This window comes from Synechococcus sp. MIT2312 (assembly GCF_059772315.1).
Genome location: NZ_CM186281.1, coordinates 583,514 through 596,847, shown reverse-complemented (window position 1 = coordinate 596,847; position 13,334 = coordinate 583,514). Strand labels below are relative to the sequence as shown.

At 53.6% G+C, this 13,334-nt stretch carries 16 protein-coding genes; 3 read left to right on the top strand and 13 right to left on the bottom strand.

Features of this window, described 5'->3' with window-relative positions; all coding sequences use genetic code 11:
* Positions 1-45: 45 nt before the first annotated feature.
* Positions 46-375: a nucleoside triphosphate pyrophosphohydrolase family protein gene (locus AC6EI9_RS03680; protein ID WP_498469160.1), complete on the top strand. Its 330-nt coding sequence runs from the start codon at positions 46-48 to the stop codon at positions 373-375.
* Between the two features lie 18 nt (positions 376-393).
* On the opposite strand, the gene AC6EI9_RS03675 is transcribed toward AC6EI9_RS03680, so the two are convergent.
* Genes AC6EI9_RS03675 through ilvA form a run of 3 tightly spaced genes read right to left on the bottom strand, consistent with a single transcriptional unit; the run spans position 394 to position 2,847 of the window.
* The gene (locus tag AC6EI9_RS03675; RefSeq protein WP_498469159.1) at positions 394-696 is read right to left on the bottom strand and encodes a YggT family protein; all 303 of its coding nucleotides are present in this window, start codon (positions 694-696) and stop codon (positions 394-396) included.
* A gap of 24 nt (positions 697-720) precedes the next feature.
* On the bottom strand, positions 721-1,269 hold the full coding sequence (gene scpB, locus AC6EI9_RS03670; protein ID WP_498469157.1) for an SMC-Scp complex subunit ScpB: 549 nt from the start codon (positions 1,267-1,269) through the stop codon (positions 721-723).
* Positions 1,270-1,323: 54 nt separating this feature from the next.
* Positions 1,324-2,847 (bottom strand): threonine ammonia-lyase, biosynthetic, encoded by a 1,524-nt coding sequence (gene ilvA, locus AC6EI9_RS03665; protein ID WP_498469156.1) that lies wholly within the window; start codon positions 2,845-2,847, stop codon positions 1,324-1,326.
* Positions 2,848-2,924: 77 nt separating this feature from the next.
* Here ilvA and dxs point away from each other — a divergent pair, with 77 nt between their 5' ends.
* The gene (gene dxs, locus AC6EI9_RS03660) at positions 2,925-4,868 is read left to right on the top strand and encodes a 1-deoxy-D-xylulose-5-phosphate synthase (protein WP_498469154.1); all 1,944 of its coding nucleotides are present in this window, start codon (positions 2,925-2,927) and stop codon (positions 4,866-4,868) included.
* A gap of 61 nt (positions 4,869-4,929) precedes the next feature.
* Here dxs and psaK read toward each other — a convergent pair whose 3' ends face one another.
* The 3 genes from psaK to AC6EI9_RS03645 form a co-directional block, all read right to left on the bottom strand.
* Complete coding sequence (psaK, locus tag AC6EI9_RS03655; protein WP_498470151.1) at positions 4,930-5,187, bottom strand: photosystem I reaction center subunit PsaK; 258 nt, start codon at positions 5,185-5,187, stop codon at positions 4,930-4,932.
* Positions 5,188-5,254: 67 nt separating this feature from the next.
* Complete coding sequence (locus AC6EI9_RS03650; RefSeq protein WP_498469153.1) at positions 5,255-5,545, bottom strand: DUF3593 domain-containing protein; 291 nt, start codon at positions 5,543-5,545, stop codon at positions 5,255-5,257.
* The gene (locus tag AC6EI9_RS03645; RefSeq protein WP_498469152.1) at positions 5,545-5,853 is read right to left on the bottom strand and encodes a DUF2499 domain-containing protein; all 309 of its coding nucleotides are present in this window, start codon (positions 5,851-5,853) and stop codon (positions 5,545-5,547) included. Before AC6EI9_RS03645 ends, AC6EI9_RS03650 begins: the two co-directional genes overlap by 1 nt.
* A gap of 104 nt (positions 5,854-5,957) precedes the next feature.
* Here AC6EI9_RS03645 and csaB point away from each other — a divergent pair, with 104 nt between their 5' ends.
* Positions 5,958-7,004 (top strand): polysaccharide pyruvyl transferase CsaB, encoded by a 1,047-nt coding sequence (gene csaB / locus AC6EI9_RS03640; RefSeq protein WP_498470150.1) that lies wholly within the window; start codon positions 5,958-5,960, stop codon positions 7,002-7,004.
* Here csaB and AC6EI9_RS03635 read toward each other — a convergent pair.
* From AC6EI9_RS03635 to rpmB, 7 genes are all read right to left on the bottom strand, one after another.
* Positions 6,993-7,901 carry an ABC transporter ATP-binding protein gene (locus tag AC6EI9_RS03635; protein ID WP_498470149.1) on the bottom strand — a complete coding sequence of 303 codons (909 nt, stop codon included), beginning with the start codon at positions 7,899-7,901 and terminating at the stop codon, positions 6,993-6,995. The genes csaB and AC6EI9_RS03635 overlap by 12 nt on opposite strands.
* Before the next feature lie 62 nt (positions 7,902-7,963).
* Positions 7,964-8,779 carry a carbohydrate ABC transporter permease gene (locus AC6EI9_RS03630; RefSeq protein WP_498469151.1) on the bottom strand — a complete coding sequence of 272 codons (816 nt, stop codon included), beginning with the start codon at positions 8,777-8,779 and terminating at the stop codon, positions 7,964-7,966.
* Positions 8,776-9,651 carry a carbohydrate ABC transporter permease gene (locus tag AC6EI9_RS03625; protein WP_498469150.1) on the bottom strand — a complete coding sequence of 292 codons (876 nt, stop codon included), beginning with the start codon at positions 9,649-9,651 and terminating at the stop codon, positions 8,776-8,778. The genes AC6EI9_RS03630 and AC6EI9_RS03625 overlap by 4 nt, the downstream gene beginning before the upstream one ends.
* A complete protein-coding gene (locus tag AC6EI9_RS03620; RefSeq protein WP_498469149.1) occupies positions 9,651-10,928 on the bottom strand; it encodes an ABC transporter substrate-binding protein in 1,278 nt (425 codons plus the stop codon). Before AC6EI9_RS03620 ends, AC6EI9_RS03625 begins: the two co-directional genes overlap by 1 nt.
* A 4-nt stretch (positions 10,929-10,932) precedes the next feature.
* Positions 10,933-12,423, bottom strand: a complete 1,491-nt coding sequence (gene ggpS, locus AC6EI9_RS03615) for a glucosylglycerol-phosphate synthase (RefSeq protein WP_498469148.1) — start codon at positions 12,421-12,423, stop codon at positions 10,933-10,935.
* A gap of 60 nt (positions 12,424-12,483) precedes the next feature.
* A complete protein-coding gene (locus tag AC6EI9_RS03610) occupies positions 12,484-13,041 on the bottom strand; it encodes a peroxiredoxin (protein ID WP_498470148.1) in 558 nt (185 codons plus the stop codon).
* Between the two features lie 27 nt (positions 13,042-13,068).
* Positions 13,069-13,305, bottom strand: coding sequence for a 50S ribosomal protein L28 (rpmB, locus tag AC6EI9_RS03605; RefSeq protein WP_066907589.1), 237 nt, complete (start codon positions 13,303-13,305; stop codon positions 13,069-13,071).
* Between the last annotated feature and the right edge of the window lie 29 nt (positions 13,306-13,334).

Sequence of the window (13,334 nt, the reverse complement as noted above, 5' to 3'; positions counted from 1 at the left end):
CCAGCGGAATCTACCGTCATGCCCTCAACCCTCCGCTGAGCTTCCATGCTCCTCAACGACTACCAACAACAATCACGTGACACGGCTCGATACCCCGATGCCGGCAACAATCTCATCTATCCAACTCTTGGCCTGACCGGTGAGGCCGGTGAGGTCGCCGACAAAGTGAAGAAACTGATTCGGGATCGTGGAGGGGTTGTGGATGAGCGCTTCACCGAGGACGTCGCTCTTGAGCTGGGAGATGTGCTCTGGTATGTCGCGCAACTGGCCACTGAACTAGGGCTCAGCCTTGAGCAGGTGGCCGCTGCCAACCTCAGCAAACTCAGAAGCCGGTCTCAGCGCGGAACGCTCCAAGGCGAGGGTGATCATCGCTGAGACCCCGGTGATTGGTCTTCAGCCGTACATGCCGAAACCGCCGGCGAAAGCGAAGCTGGCAGACATCAGCAACTGCTGCATCAGGCTCAGGGCGATGAAGGCCAGGATCGCCGAAAGATCCAGTCCGCCGAGCGGAGGAATCAAACCGCGAAAGGCATTCAGATAGGGATCAGTAATCGAACTCACGGTGCTGAGCACTGGATTTCCCCAGTCGAGATTGGGGAACCAGCTCAGAAGCACCCGCACGATCAACACCAGTGAATAGATCTGGAGTGTCTGGGCGAGCACCTGAAGGACTGTGGACAGAAGCTCGGTGGCCATGGAAATCGCGGAATTAAATGAATTTTATGCAGCCTGGGATGGTTCGGAGCCACCGCCAAGATCAGGAAGAACGGAGAACGTTCTGTGGAACTTCTCGGAGAGGGTGATCCAGTAGGAGCGCCCTTCACTCTGACGCTTGCGTTCGATGAAGTTCTGGTTCACCAGTTCCTTGATGTGGTCGTAGGCCCCTGAACCTCTGAGATCCACCAGATCCGACTGGAGAATTCTTTTTTTGAGTGCAACCGTGGCCAGTGTTCTGAGCGTGGCTGTGGAGAGATTCACCGGAAGCAGATCGCGCACCAGTTCACCCAGACCTGGACGCAACTGCAGGCTGTAACGACCGTTGCTCTGATTGATCTCCAGAGAGGTGTCTCGCTGGGCATAGCCAGCAATCAGGATCAGCATTCCCTGCTCGGTCTCCGCTTCGGAGAGCTCAACCAAGGACGACAACTCCTGCAGCGACACAGGACGTCCTTTCAGGTAGAGGATCGCCTCAAGACGAGCGGGGAGTGATACCAGCGACGCAGCGCTCTGAGCGCTGTGACTGCTTGGTTGGTCGCTTGCCTGGTCCAAGCCAGCATCCCTGAATCCGACAAGCCAAGGTAACGCCCATCCCAGTGAGCGCCATCAGGGACCTAGAAAAATCCGGTAGGCGGGATTGGATGTTTCTTCCCAGCTCGGATAGCCCAGGTCTTTGAGGACTGCTTGCCATGACTCCAGATCATCGGGGCTGACCAGAACGCCCACGACGATCCGACCGACATCGGCACCATGGTTTCGGTAATGAAAAATGCTGATGCTCCAATTGGAATGGAGCGCATTCACAAAGCGCATCAGCGCACCCGGTCGTTCCGGGAACTCAAAGCGATACAACAGCTCCTCAGTTGGCTGTTCCGACCTCTGCGGCAAACGGCCTCCCACCATGTGACGCAGATGCACCTTGGCCAGTTCGTCGTCGCTGAGATCCAGGCACTCATATCCATTGCTGCGCAGGGAAGCCAGCAGATCCGAGCGGTCCTGGACATCCTTGACCTGAATTCCCATGAAAATGTGGGCCTGATCACCAGCGCCCATCCGATAGCTGAATTCCGTGAGGCTGCGCTTCTGAAGGAGTTCAGACAGCTTGCGCAGGCTGCCGGGCCGTTCAGGGATCTGCACGGCAAGCATGGCCTCACGCTCTTCACCCAGCTCGGCCCGTTCCGCAACAAAGCGCAGACGGTTGAAATTCATGTTGGCGCCGCAGGCGATCGCCACAAGCTGCTTGTTTTTCAATTGCCGCCTGGTGACATCGGCCTTCAGTCCTGCAACTGCAAGAGCACCGGCCGGTTCAAGGATGGATCGGGTGTCTTCAAAGACATCCTTGATGGATGCGCAGATCTCATCGGTGCTCACCGTGACGATCGAATCCACATACTTCTGAGCCAGTTGAAAGGTGTGTTCTCCCACCTCTCGCACGGCCACTCCATCCGCGAACAATCCCACCTGCGGCAGACGGATTCTCTCACCGGCCTCCAGAGACAAGGTCATCGCAGCGGCGTCATGGGGTTCAACGCCAATCACCTCGATGTCAGGCCAGAGGCTCTTGACGTAAGCGGCCACCCCACCGATCAGGCCACCACCGCCAATGGCCACATAAATCGCATCGGGAGGTTGCTGGCTCTGGCGCAGGATTTCCATTCCCACGGTTCCCTGGCCGGCGATCACCTCCGGATCATCGAAAGGATGGATGAAACAGAGTCCATCCTCTTCGCTGCGTCTTCGGGCCTCCGCATAGGCCTCGTCGTAGGTCTCTCCATGCAGGATCACCTCGCCGCCCAGCTGACGAACCGCTTCCACCTTCACGCTTGGTGTGGTGATCGGCATCACGATCACAGCTCTGCACTGCAGATGGGCCGCGCTGAGTGCCACGCCCTGGGCATGGTTGCCCGCGCTCGAGGCAATCACACCACGTGAACGTTCGTCGTCCGACAGCTGAGCCATGCGGTTGTAAGCACCGCGCAGTTTGAAAGAGAAGACCGGTTGCAGATCCTCACGTTTGAGCCAGACGTGGTTGTTCAGTCGCCGGCTGAGATTCGTCGCTGACTCGAGCGGGCTTTCGCGGGCGACGTCGTAAACCCTCGCGCGCAGGATCCTCTGCAGGTAATCATCCATCGGATCAGTCTGACAACCAGAGGCTTTCACGGGCGGCAGGCACGCCTCGTAGATTGACTCAATCTGCCGGGAGGCTCATGCACCTGAGCGATCTATCGCATCCCAATCAGCTGCATGGACTATCCGTAGTCGAGCTTGAAGATGTTGCGGCTCAGATTCGACAACGCCACCTGGAAGTGGTGTCCAATAGCGGTGGTCACCTCGGCCCTGGCCTAGGGGTTGTTGAGCTCACTCTCGCTCTTTACCAGACTCTTGATCTGGATCGTGATCGTGTGGTCTGGGATGTGGGCCACCAGGCCTATCCGCACAAGCTGATCACAGGTCGCTACGCCGATTTCGATTCACTCAGACAGAAGGGAGGTGTTGCTGGTTATCTCAAACGTTGTGAGAGCTCATTCGATCATTTCGGCGCCGGTCACGCCAGTACATCCATTTCAGCTGCACTGGGCATGGCCATGGCCCGCGACCGCCTTGGCCAGGACCATAAATGTGTTGCGGTGATCGGTGACGGAGCACTCACCGGCGGAATGGCCCTTGAGGCCATCAACCATGCGGGACACATGCCCAACACACCCTTGCTGGTGGTGCTCAACGACAACGACATGTCGATTTCCCCACCGGTCGGGGCTCTCTCTAGTCATCTGAACCGGATGAGGCTCAGCCCTCCGATGCAGTTTTTGTCAGGGAGCGTGGAGGAAAGTATGCGCCATCTCCCTTTCATGGGAGGAGATCTTCCCGCTGAACTCAACCGACTCAAGGGCAGCATGCGTCGTCTGGCGGTGCCCAAGTTGGGTGCTGTGTTTGAAGAACTGGGCTTCACCTACATGGGGCCCGTCGATGGCCACGACATTGCCGAGATGATGAGAACATTCCAGGAGGCTCACCGCGTGGGTGGTCCGGTGCTGGTGCATGTGCTCACCACCAAGGGCAAGGGTTACCCCTATGCCGAGGCCGATCAGGTGGGATATCACGCCCAGTCGGCATTTGACCTCAACACTGGTAAGGCCCGCCCGAGCAAAACTCCCAAACCACCCAGTTACAGCAAGGTTTTCGGACAGACTCTGGTCAAAATCTGCGAGCAGAACCCCCGCGTTGTGGGGATTACCGCGGCTATGGCCACAGGCACGGGACTGGATCTGCTCCAGAAGGCTCTACCGGATCAATACATCGACGTGGGTATTGCTGAACAGCATGCGGTGACTCTTGCCGCCGGTATGGCATCGGATGGCCTTCGTCCGGTTGTCGCCATCTACAGCACCTTCCTGCAAAGGGCTTTCGACCAGTTGATTCACGATGTAGGGATTCAGAAACTGCCGGTCACCTTCGTGCTGGATCGTGCTGGCGTCGTTGGCGCCGATGGCCCGACTCATCAGGGCCAGTACGACATCAGTTACATGCGTGCCATCCCCAACTTCACGGTGATGGCGCCCAAGGATGAGGCTGAACTACAACGCATGCTGGTCAGCTCCCTCAAGCACGACGGGCCCTGCGCCATTCGAATTCCAAGGGGGCCCGGTGAAGGCGTTCCCCTCATGGAGGAAGGATGGGAACCGCTTCCGATCGGTTGCGGGGAAGTTCTGCGGTCTGGAGATGATCTCCTGATCGTGGCCTATGGCGCCATGAATGCCAAAGCGATGGCGACAGCTGAAATTCTTGCTGCTCAGGGGATTCAGTCCACAGTCGTCAACGCTCGATTCCTCAGGCCTCTCGACACAGCGCTGCTGCATCCACTGGTCCAGCGCATCGGTCGAGTTGTCACGATGGAGGAGGGGTCATTGGAGGGCGGCTTCGGGTCCGCGGTGATTGAATCCCTTCAGGAGTCTGAACTTCATCTGCCTGTCATGAGGCTTGGAATTCCAGACGTGTTGGTGGACCATGCCACCCCACAGCAGAGTTTCGAATCGCTCGGCCTGCTCCCTGATCAGATGGCTGAGAGAATTCGCGCACGTTTCAACCTCATCAACACCCAGGTTCAGAACTCCTCTGAAACTGGTGTTGAAGTGCCTTCTGTTCGTAGCTGAAACCACAAAAAAAGGGTGGCCTCGCCACCCCTGCATGTGGATTGATCAGTTCGGAGTCGTTTTAAAGAACCCCTCGGGTAGACAGGCCGAGAATGGCACCCATGCCGATGACGTGGCCAAGGCTTGTTGTGGCCAGCAGAGAAGCATGACTCATCCCACCGAAGAATGATGGGTTGGGCAACTGGGCCCCCTCATTCGGAAATTTGATCGCAGCTTTGCCGATCACAATGGCGATGACGTTGCAGACAATCATCACAAGCCCCACCTTTGGAGACCAGGTCAGCGTGGCGGGAGCAATGGCCAGTAGTGGAGCGAGCATGAAGAACAGAGGCAACGATTCATCTTCCAGCCTTTAGGCACTCACGTACAGCTCTTGTAAAAGTTGTTCATCGCAGTGCTTTTTGATACCCGACCAGGCCTGCCACGATGACGGCGTTGCTGAGGGTCAGGAACGCTTCGGCTCCGCCATGCAGGGGATCGATCGCCACCAGCTCAGTTCCAAATTTGAGATCTGCAATCACAGCTGCTGCAATGGTGATTCCGACAAACAACAGCGTGAGCTGAAAGCCCCTGCGACTGAGGGCGGGAAGCAGCCGACGTTGACCCAGGTAATAAAGAAAAATCAGATAGGGGAACAGAGAGAGTGCGAACAAGGGTGATGGATCGAAGTCGGGCATCAGATCTGATCCTCCAGGCTTGTTGGCGCTTTGATCGACCATGCAGCCCAGGCCAGCATGGCGTTGCCGATCAGGGTGAACGATGCCTGAAGCGTGACCAGCCAGCGCAGTTCTTCAGCGTTGTCGTAGAGATGCCAGGTGCACGCTGCCATTGCACTGACCAGAGCTGGAAGCATCGCCCAGGCGATCCGCTGAGTCGTGGCTGTCTGGCCATCGGGTTTGTATTGATGAATCAGCACGATGGCCATCAGCCATTCAGCCACTGAGGCCCAATGGATCCACCACGTCCCCAGCGATAGCGCGTGCATGTCATTTCAATGGCGTCGTTCACCGTAACGGTTGAGGACTTGGATAATGTCTGATCAACTGTGGATGACTGGTGAGGGCGCTTCGCAGTGGCCGGAAGTTGAGCGTGCTGCTCTGTGGTTATTACGGAGAGCACAATCTCGGCGACGATGCACTGCTCCAGGTGCTCGTATCGCAGATCCCTTCCACTTGGGACCTTGTGGTGACAGCCAGGGACTCCGACGCTGTTCACGCGTTGGTTCCTGGGGTGTCGACGGTGGATCGTCGATCACTGTCGGAGACCATTCAGGCTCTGAACCGCGTTGATGTTCTGGTTCTTGGTGGGGGCAGTTTGCTTCAGGACGGAACCAGCTTTAAAAGCCTTGTTTACTATCTCGTTCTCCTCTGGATCGCCCGTTTCAAGCGTCTTTCAATTCTGCTCTGGGGTCAGGGACTAGGGCCATTGCAGGGTCGATTCAGCAGTTTCTTGGTGAAACACACACTCTCTGGAGTAACTGCTGTGTCCTGGAGGGATCCAGGCTCGATGGGGCTGGCGCAGCGCTGGGGGCTCAGCATTCCCATGGTGATGGGACCTGACCCGGTGTGGCGTCATCCCTCGCCATCCTGGAGGGGTGGAAACCGGCTGATCCTCTGCTGGAGACCCACTCCTTTATTAGACATCAAGGGTTGGAGTGTTCTTCTCGAGGCGGTTGATCGATTCAGTTCCAGTGGTTGTTCTGAAGTGGTCTGGCTGGCTTTCCACGCAGATCAGGACGCCTCATTGTGGAATGATTTACGCAGTCGAAATGTGATCCCTGAGGGATTGTGTCGACGTTCCGTGCAGATCCAGGCCGACTCTCTTCAGCAGGTCCAGTCGTTGTTTAGTGAATCGGCACTGGTCATCGCAATGCGTCTGCATGCCTTGATTCTCGCTACAACGGCAGGTTGCCCGACCGCAGCACTGAGTTATGACCCGAAAGTGAAGGCAGCCGCTCAACTTGCGGCCTTGCCCTGGGTGGATCTAAACGATGCGCTCAACGCCGATCAGTTGAACCACCAATGGCAGGCAGCGATGACGGCCCATCGCGATGGCTCACAGATCGAGCAACTCAAGCGTGATGCTCAGCTTCACGAGACCATGCTTGTTGGTGAACTTCAAAAATTATCGGCTTAAACGACATCCTGTTTCAGCGTTGAAGAAAATTTCGTCCTCAGCCCGCCAGGTCAGTTTGATCTGTTCCGGAATGTTCTGCTCAGGAGGTGCCATCATTCGAATCAATCCTTGTTGTGTTTCAACGAACAGCAACTGGGAATTCCCCAGCCATTCTCTCGATTGAAGCTTGCCGGGTAATCCTGAATCAGAAAAATGAATCGATTCTGGTCTCACAGCGCGAAGATGATCTGACTCGTCCTTCAGGCAATTGATTTGTGGTCGACCAATGAAACGCGCAACGAAAAGGCTGCAAGGATTGTGGTAGAGATTGTATGGGGTATCAATCTGTTCGATTGTTCCTTCACGAAGTACAGCGATCCGTTGTGCCATTGCCATGGCTTCATGTTGATCATGAGTGACATAGATGGTCGGTTTGTTTTGCTCCAGGACCAGTCGACGAAGTTCAGGACGAATATCCTCTCTTAACTGTGCATCCAGATTGCTCATTGGTTCATCGAGAAGATAAACCTCAGGGTTTCTGAGCAGTGCCCTGGCCAAGGCAACTCTTTGACGCTGACCACCTGAGAGCTCAGCAGGGCGATTGCCGGCTCGATTCAGAAGTTGCACCAGCTCAAGAATCTGTCTGATCTTTGAGGTTCTTTCGCGTTTGGATACGCCTCGAATCCGCAAACCAAGTTCGAGGTTTTCAAACACCGTCAGGTGCGGAAGCAGTGCGTAGCTTTGAAACACCATGCCAACGCTTCGCTCAGCCGGAGAGAGGGGTGTGATGTCACGACCACTGATGTGAATCGATCCGGAGCTAACAGGATCAAGTCCTGCGATTAGGCGCAATGTTGTGCTTTTGCCGCAACCACTTGGTCCTACGAGAGCAAGACATTCATTGTCTGCGATCGTCATGGTCAGGTTTTCAACAATCCATTGGTTGTTGATGGCTCGCCCGACCTGCTTGAGTTCAAGTGTCATCCCTTAACGGCTCCAGTGGTTAAGCCCAAAACAATCGGTTTTTGGAACACCATGACCAATAGGATGAGGGGTATGGAACCAATCACTGTCGCTGCTGCATAAGGACCGTAAGGAACTGAATGAATGGATGATCCCGCAATTCTTGCCATCGCAACTGGTAGTGTTAATTGATCTGAGTCGCTGATCCATGTGAGTGCGATTGGATATTCATTCCAAGAGAACAGAAATACAAGAATTGCTGTGCTGGCAATGGCTGGTGAAATCAGTGGAAGCAGGATCCAACGAAATCGTTGCAAAACGCTTAAGCCTTCAACTCTGGCTGCATCTTCGAGCTCAGGAGGCAGATCTGAAAATGCATTTGTGAGAAGCAGAACTGCCAAAGGTTGCGATAGTGCTGCATAGGGAATGGCAAGTGCAATCAGGCTGTTTCCCAGTTGTAGGTGTCTGGCGATCTCTAGTAATGCCAGAAAGAGCAGAACGTAGGGGAATAATGCACATCCAATTAATACACATTTGACGATCAGTGCACTTCGCTGCCCGAGTTTGCTTAGGCTATAACCTGCGGGAATTGCCAATAACAATGTGAGGACTGTTGAGACGGCTCCTGCGAATAAACTATTGAAGAGATAGCGTATGAAAGGGGGATTACTCTGCAGAACACTTTGATAATGGGCGAGTGTCCAACGTTGATCAAGTGAAGCAAACGGTGTCACCAGAGCCTGATCCGTGCAGAACGAGGTGTAAAGCTGCCAGGCCAATGGGCTGAGTGACCAGATCAACAAAGTGATAACCACTAAACGTGTTGCTTTCATTTTGCGAAAGCTCCTGCGCAACGGTTTCGAGCCATCGAGATCACCAACCAGGCAATCACAATGAGTGAACAGAGAATCACGAAGCTGCCAATCATGATGGTTGCGCTATATCCAAAATCGAGAAAACGCAGAGCGTTCCAATAGGCATAAAGAGCAATACTCTCCGTGCTGCTCGCTGGTCCACCTCCGGTCATCACCTGGACAAGATCAAACACTCCGAATGCCTGAGCAAGTCTGAACATCAGCGCAAGACCCAAATAGGGAAGCAGGAGAGGAACCGTGATGCGCCGCAGACAGATCCAGGGACCTGCTCCCTCAAGTTTTGCAGCTTCGTAGAGATCAGAGGGAATCGTCTGCAGGCCGGCAAGCAGGATCAGCGCAACAAATGGCGTGGTTTTCCAGATGTCCGCGTAGACGGTGGTGATCCATGCAATCGATGGTTCTCCGAGTGCGTTGAGCGGTCGTCCCAATCCCGATTGCATCAGCCGGTCAAGGGGCCCATAGGGAGTATTGAAAATCCATCTCCAGCCCAGCGCCATCACCGTTGTGGGCAAGGCCCATGGAATTAATGAGGAGGATCGGATCAGTGCCCGCTTGCGCAAGGGCTGATTGAGGATCAAGGCAATGATCAAGCCGAGCACGATCTCAGCCGTCACCGAGACAAAGGCGAAGCGAAGCGTCTGGAGCAGGTCCTGCCAGTAACGGGAATCATGCAAGAACCGCTGCCAGTTCGCCCCCTGATTGGGGATGGCCAGCAGTCCTGTCATCACGGAATCAGCGTGGAAGCTGAGCCACGCGTAGCGAATCAGCGGCAGTGCAAACACCGCAATCAGGAAGAGCAGGGATGGAAGCAGCAGCAGCATCAATGGCATTAGGGGGCTGCTCCTGCTGCTTCAAGCACCTGAATTGTCGATTGCTCGGCTTGTTGCATTCCTGCTTTGGGGGATGTCATGCCAGTGAGTGTGCCGCTGAGTTTCCGCTGTAGAACATCACTGACCTGCGCATAAAGGGGAGTTTCTGGTCTGGAACGTGCATACGCCAAGGCTTCACCGATGGATTGCAAGGAAGGATGCTCCTTCAGCAGGTTCTGATCATTGAAGATCGCTTTTTGAGTTGGCGTATAGCCGTATTGGCTATACAAATAGCGTTGTGATTCCTCGCTGGTGAGGAATTTAATCGCCTCAACGGTTGATTCAGGATTTTCGGACCCCTTCAATAAACTCAGTCCCCAACTTCCCAGGGTTGCAGCAGGTTGATCGCCCTTTTGCGCCACCATCGTTGTAATACCAATTTTGTCCCTAACCTGACTGTCATTTTTTTGTAATTCAGCCCATGCATAGGGCCAGTTGCGCATGAAGGCAGCCTGGCCGGACTTGAAACTTTGCAAGGCCTCAGATTCAGAAAAGTTGGTGACGGCCCGTGGGCTGATGCCTCGTTGCATCAGGCCATCGAGCCACTCTGCAGCGGCAAATCCCGCTGGCTTGTCCAATCCAATTTGCCCGGATTCGGGTGAAAACCATGTACCGCCAAAACCATCAATGATCTCGAGAAAAACACAGCTGAGTCCTTCATATTGCCTTCCCTGCCAGACATAGCCATAGGGGACGCTGCCGCTGGATTGAAGTTTCTGACTGATGCTTTCCAGTTCTTGCGGAGTTCGAGGGGGTTCATCCATCAGGTCTGTTCGCCAGTACAGAAGACCGATGTCTGCAGTGAGCGGCCAACGCAACAGTGACCCCTGATAGTGATTCCCTTCACTGGCCCCTGAGGCAAGTGCATTCACTTCATCGTTGCTGAAATAGTTGTCAAGGGATTCGAGCCATCCCGCCTTTGCATATTTCGGCACCCAGGTCACGTCCATCAGAAGTCCATCAAAGGGCGTATCACCCAATAAAAGACTGCTGATTGCCAAGTCTGAAATTGCCTCAGTTTCCAGAGGACCCCTGATCACATTCAGATGAATTCGACCCTGGTGTTGTCGATTAAACCTTTTAACGAGTTCAACAGTCGAATCAGCGAAGGGAGCCGGCATCAAGATGGAGACATGCTCCGGTTGTCTTGCAACCACAGAAAGACCAAAGAGACCGCTGGCGATGATGATGATCGAGACCATCAAAAGCCTGAATGATCTCCTTCTGATCCAGAGCATGCTTTTACTCCTGGGTCTCAAGTGCACCCATTTGTTCATCCGCCCAGTCCGACACAGTGAATGCTTCCACTGCTGAACTCATTTTCTCCATTCTTTCGACCTGTTCTGATATGGGCATATCAATCGCTGCGTCAATGGCAGCATCCATCTGTTTATGCGAATAAGGATTGGTCAGAACTGCACCATCCAGAATCACTGAAGCACCTGTAAATTCGGACAGTACGAGAACTCCAGCCTGCCCTTTTCTGGCGGCGGCATATTCCTTGGCTACCAGGTTAAGACCGTCACGAAGTGGTGTGATCCAACAGATATCTGCTTGTGAAAACCAAGCCACCATCTCCTCATAGGGAATTCTGCGTGTTGAGAACCGAATTGGAACCCAGTCCATTTTGCTGAAACGCCCATTAATACGACCAGCTGTTTCTTCAATCAGTCGCTGGGTATCTTCATAGATTCTCATTCCTGAAGCTGCGGCAACGCAGGCCAACATCAGCACAACTGTTCCGTGCAGGTCGGGACGACGTTCAAGCAGTCGCTCAAATGCCAATAACAATTCTTCGTTACCTTTGGTGTAATCGACTCTGCTGGCAGAAAGGATAAGCTTTCGTCCTTTCTTTGTATCTTCGTCGATACGCTCTGATAAATGACGGACATGCGAATCTTTTGTGAGCGCTTGAATAACATCCGGAGACGTTCCAACTGGAGATGATAGAAGGCGCACCTTTCGCCCTCGATAATTCAGCCATGGGGTTTCACATGGCTCTGTCAAGGCAGATCCACAACCAAGAAATCGAAGAGAAACGTTTTGTTTTTCTCCTTTTTCCACTCCAAGCAGACAATTCGCGGCCCTTGCGAAGTTCTCTGTATAACGAGGAATATGAAATCCAACGACGTCGCAACTGAGTAAGCTTTCCACAATCTGCTTCCTCCAGGGAAGGATTGAAAACACATCACTACTGGGGAATGGAGTGTGGTGGAAAAAAGCTATTTTTAAGTCTGAACGCTTGCTGCGAATGTATCCAGGAACCAGCCAAAGGTTGTAATCATGAATCCATACAGTTGCCCCTGGGGCTGCTTCTGAGCATGCAGCGTCCGCAAAGCGTTGATTTACTTCTTCGAAAATACTCCAATCGGTATTGTTAACGTCAAAGTAATTTGGGAATGTATGTAAAATTGGCCAGAATGATTCCTTGGAAGTAACGTGGTAAAAGCTTGAAATCTGTTCCTGTTCCAGTGGTATTCGTCTTAGTGTGAATGAAGCAGGTTCATCCATCGTAATTCGTTCATCTTCGGCATTCGTTAAGTCATCAACCTGTCGCCAGGCAATCCAGGTTCCGTTGTCTCGGTCTCGGAACAGGTTTCTCAGAGTCGGGATAATTCCATTCGGACTCTTTTGGTCTCTCCAAACCCGTTGACCTGAATCATCTTTTGCTTCATCGAACGGTGTCCGATGATAAAGAATGATAAAATTACTGCTGCCGATGTTCAAATTCATTGGCATGAACTCCCGTATGATTCTGATTTAACTCCACGATTCAGCTCCTCAGAGATTCTGTTAAGCAATGGAATTACTCTGTTCTGACACCAAAGTATTTAGCACGTCCTGAGCATGCCCAACAGGTCTGACTCCCGTCCAGCGTGCGCGTAAAACACCCTTCGGATCGATCAAAAATGTGTGCCGAAGTGAGTACGGGGCCATCCATGAACCGTACTGACGACTGACCTTGCCTTCAGGATCGGATAGCAACGTGAAGTCGAGTCCTTCGCTGCTGCAAAATGACTCGTGATCATCAACGCTGTCAGCTGAAACTGCTGCGATATCGCACTGATGAGCGTTGAAATCTTTGAGTGATTCCTGGAAGCCGTGAGCTTCAATCGTGCAACCAGACGTGAAGTCTCTCGGATAGAAATAAAGCACAAGCCAGCGACCGGCCCAGTCGTCCAGGTTCCAGTTTTTTGACTCGCTTCCCCCCAGAGTGCCTGGGAGGTTGAAACTGGGTGCTGGATCTCCAATCTCGGGAAGCTTGCCTCCAAGGGCCTTTGCCTTTGACGGGTTCCAAAACAGAGCTGCTGCCCCAGTGATTGTGATGCCGAGAAAGTCTCGGCGTTTCAGCACAAGCTGAGGCATGTCAGTAACGATTCAGACTTTGGCCAAATCAATGCCAAGGGACTTGGCATAGGCACCAAGACCTTTCTTTTGAATGGTCTTCAGGGCACGGGTTGTGATCCGAAGATTCACCCAGCGGTTGCCTTCTGCCCACCAGAGTCGTCGTTGCTGCAGGTTGGCCTGCTGCAGCTTTTTGGTTCTGATATGGGAGTGGCTCACTGCCATTCCGTTATTGGCACGCGTACCAGTGAGCTGACACACCCGGGACATGATGACGATCCTTTGTTTCAGTGGCCATT

What these genes read in the sequence shown, in the direction of transcription:
- AC6EI9_RS03680 (WP_498469160.1), top strand. Translation starts at nt 46, where the DNA reads ATGCTCCTCAACGACTACCAACAACAATCACGTGACACGGCTCGATAC.
- AC6EI9_RS03675 (WP_498469159.1), bottom strand. Translation starts at nt 696, where the DNA reads ATGGCCACCGAGCTTCTGTCCACAGTCCTTCAGGTGCTCGCCCAGACA.
- ilvA (WP_498469156.1), bottom strand. Translation starts at nt 2,847, where the DNA reads ATGGATGATTACCTGCAGAGGATCCTGCGCGCGAGGGTTTACGACGTC.
- dxs (WP_498469154.1), top strand. Translation starts at nt 2,925, where the DNA reads ATGCACCTGAGCGATCTATCGCATCCCAATCAGCTGCATGGACTATCC.
- psaK (WP_498470151.1), bottom strand. Translation starts at nt 5,187, where the DNA reads ATGCTCGCTCCACTACTGGCCATTGCTCCCGCCACGCTGACCTGGTCT.
- AC6EI9_RS03650 (WP_498469153.1), bottom strand. Translation starts at nt 5,545, where the DNA reads ATGCCCGACTTCGATCCATCACCCTTGTTCGCACTCTCTCTGTTCCCC.
- AC6EI9_RS03645 (WP_498469152.1), bottom strand. Translation starts at nt 5,853, where the DNA reads ATGCACGCGCTATCGCTGGGGACGTGGTGGATCCATTGGGCCTCAGTG.
- AC6EI9_RS03635 (WP_498470149.1), bottom strand. Translation starts at nt 7,901, where the DNA reads ATGACGATCGCAGACAATGAATGTCTTGCTCTCGTAGGACCAAGTGGT.
- AC6EI9_RS03630 (WP_498469151.1), bottom strand. Translation starts at nt 8,779, where the DNA reads ATGAAAGCAACACGTTTAGTGGTTATCACTTTGTTGATCTGGTCACTC.
- AC6EI9_RS03625 (WP_498469150.1), bottom strand. Translation starts at nt 9,651, where the DNA reads ATGCCATTGATGCTGCTGCTGCTTCCATCCCTGCTCTTCCTGATTGCG.
- AC6EI9_RS03620 (WP_498469149.1), bottom strand. Translation starts at nt 10,928, where the DNA reads ATGCTCTGGATCAGAAGGAGATCATTCAGGCTTTTGATGGTCTCGATC.
- ggpS (WP_498469148.1), bottom strand. Translation starts at nt 12,423, where the DNA reads ATGAATTTGAACATCGGCAGCAGTAATTTTATCATTCTTTATCATCGG.
- rpmB (WP_066907589.1), bottom strand. Translation starts at nt 13,305, where the DNA reads ATGTCCCGGGTGTGTCAGCTCACTGGTACGCGTGCCAATAACGGAATG.